Source organism: Devosia sp. (assembly GCF_034675085.1).
Lineage (GTDB): Bacteria > Pseudomonadota > Alphaproteobacteria > Rhizobiales > Devosiaceae > Devosia.
On sequence record NZ_JAUCDN010000422.1, the window covers coordinates 1 to 2,241 of the forward strand.

The window sequence follows — 2,241 nt, forward strand, 5'->3', positions numbered from 1 at the left end:
TCGTGCTCTCGCGCGGCGACCGCGAGCACGTCAATATCCGCGGCGCCATGGTGCATGTGCTGGGCGACCTGCTCGGCTCGGTCGCCGCCATCGTCGCCGCCGTCACCATCTGGCTCACCGGCTGGATGCCGATCGATCCGATCCTGTCGGTCGTGGTCTCGCTGCTGGTGCTGCGCAGCGCCTGGCGGCTGTTCCGCAATTCCCTGCATATCCTGCTCGAAGGCGCGCCCGACAATGTCGCCATCGGCGAGTTGCGCACGACGCTGCTGGCCGAAGTGCAGGGGCTGGCCGAGGTGAGCCATGTCCATGTCTGGTCGATCACCTCGGGCAAGCCGGTGGCGACGCTCGAAATCCACCTTGAGCCGGGCGCGAAGCCCGCAACGGTGTCGGAGGCGGTCAAGGCCGTGCTTCTGGATGATTACGGCATCGCCCATTCCACCATCGAGATCGTCTGGGACAAGGATAGGGGTGCGTGCGCCTTGTAAGGCGCCTTGAGGAGAAACCGTCCTCAAGCCCGGCAAGTCGAAGCCCCGACGCGACGGCATGTCACTGGCGGACGGGCGGCAAGGGGCCTAAAAGGCGCGGGAAGGTGCAGCCGGGGTTGCGCCCGCCGCTCGCAGGATTGCCGTTGTGATATCGGACCGCTCGAGGCGCCTGGTTTTATGCGCCGTCATCTTTTGCGACATGCTGGCCTTCAGCCTGGTCATTCCCTCGCTGCCCGGCGTGGTGCAGGATTTTGGCGGGGCGGGGCTGGCGCTTGGCCTGGTGTTTTCCGGCTATTCCCTGGCCCAGTTCATCGCCGCGCCCTTGCTCGGGCGCCTCTCCGACCGCATCGGACGGCGGCAATTGCTGCTGCTGGCCCTGCCCGGCTCGGTGCTGTCGCTGGGGCTGAGCGCCCTGGCCACCAGCCTTGCCGTGCTGCTGGCGGCGCGCGTGCTGGCCGGCTTTTGCGGCGGCAGCATCAGCGTGGCCATGGCCATGCTGGCCGATTCCAGCGACGCCAAATCGCGCACCCGGATCATGGGCATGGGCGGGGCCAGCGTCGGGCTCGCCTTCACCATCGGGCCGGCGCTGGGCGCGCTGTTCGCCGGCTGGGGTTTTGCCGCCCTGTGCCTTATCGGCGCGGCCATCGCCGCCGCCACCCTTGCCGCCGCCTTTTTTCTGCTGCCTACCCAATCCCCCGCCGCCGCCAAGGCCGGCGGCGCCGGCCAGCCCATGGGGGGATCGTTCCTGCGGCTGCTGGCCATTACCGGGCTGTCCATGCTGATGTTCGTCGGCATGGAGGCCACTTTGGGTCTCTTCGTCGAGGAGCGCTTTGCCTGGGGCGCCGACCGGCTGGGCTGGCTGCTGGCGTTGGCGGGGCTGAGCTATGTGCTGGTGCAGATGAGCCTGGTCTGGCGACTGGCCGATAAATTCGGCGAATGGCCGGTCAGCGCCGGCGCGGCGCTGTTGATGGCGGGGGCGCTGGTGCTGGTGCCCTTCGCCGGCCCCGCCACGCTGATTGCCGGGATCGTCCTAATCGGGGCCAGCCAGGGATTTCTGACCACGCTCACCACCAGCCTTGCCAGCCGCATGGCGTCGGCCGGCGCGGTCGGCCAGCATGTCGGGGCCAACCAGGCCGTCTCCGCCCTGGGTCGCGTGCTCGGCCCGGCGCTTGCGGGGCTGCTTTACGACGCCGGCCCGCTGCTGGCCTATGGCGCCATGGGGCTTTTCGGCCTGGCGGCGGCGGCATTGGCCCTGCGCAACGGCGCCGAGAACGAAGGCCGGCTCGCCCTGCGCAACCGCTAATCCAGCGTCAGGACAAACCGGAACAGCGCGTCGCCTTCCCACCACATGGGGAAGTTGGTGCCCCATTTGTTGTTGTAGAGATTGACGCGCAGCCCGGCCGAGAAATCGGGCACCTGCGGCTGGTAGGGCATGAAGGGCGCCGAAGCCGGGCCCACCAGCGCCGCATCGAGCAGCCTGAGGGTAAATCCGCCGGTTTCGGTCTGCGCCCGCACTCTGTCCACGGCCTGCAACTGGCCGCCGCCGCGCATCACGATATTGCGGCTCTCGTGCCACAAATCCAGCTTGCGCAGATGCCAGCTTGCCTTTCCTTGCGGGGTCACCTGGAAGAAGCCGGCCTCGGGCATGCGATTGGCCGGCTTGCCGCGCAGCACGAGACGGATTTCCACCTGCCGTTCATCGATGGCGCGCAGGCCGATCTCGCAGCGCTCGGGCGCGCCCAGTTGCGCCTGCGCC

At 68.6% G+C, this 2,241-nt stretch carries 2 protein-coding genes and 1 pseudogene; 2 read left to right on the forward strand and 1 reads right to left on the reverse strand.

Annotated elements, in window-relative coordinates; genetic code table 11:
• Both VDP82_RS17225 and VDP82_RS17230 read left to right on the forward strand, forming a co-directional pair.
• The coding region (locus tag VDP82_RS17225) for a cation diffusion facilitator family transporter (protein WP_323016050.1) at nucleotides 1–485 on the forward strand (485 nt) is incomplete at its 5' end.
• Between the two features lie 145 nt (nucleotides 486–630).
• Nucleotides 631–1,788, forward strand: a complete 1,158-nt coding sequence (locus VDP82_RS17230) for an MFS transporter (RefSeq protein WP_323016051.1) — start codon at nucleotides 631–633, stop codon at nucleotides 1,786–1,788.
• On the opposite strand, the pseudogene VDP82_RS17235 reads toward VDP82_RS17230, so the two are convergent.
• Nucleotides 1,785–2,241: pseudogene (locus VDP82_RS17235) on the reverse strand (DUF5054 domain-containing protein); the annotation flags it as partial. The gene VDP82_RS17230 and the pseudogene VDP82_RS17235 sit on opposite strands and share 4 nt — an antisense overlap.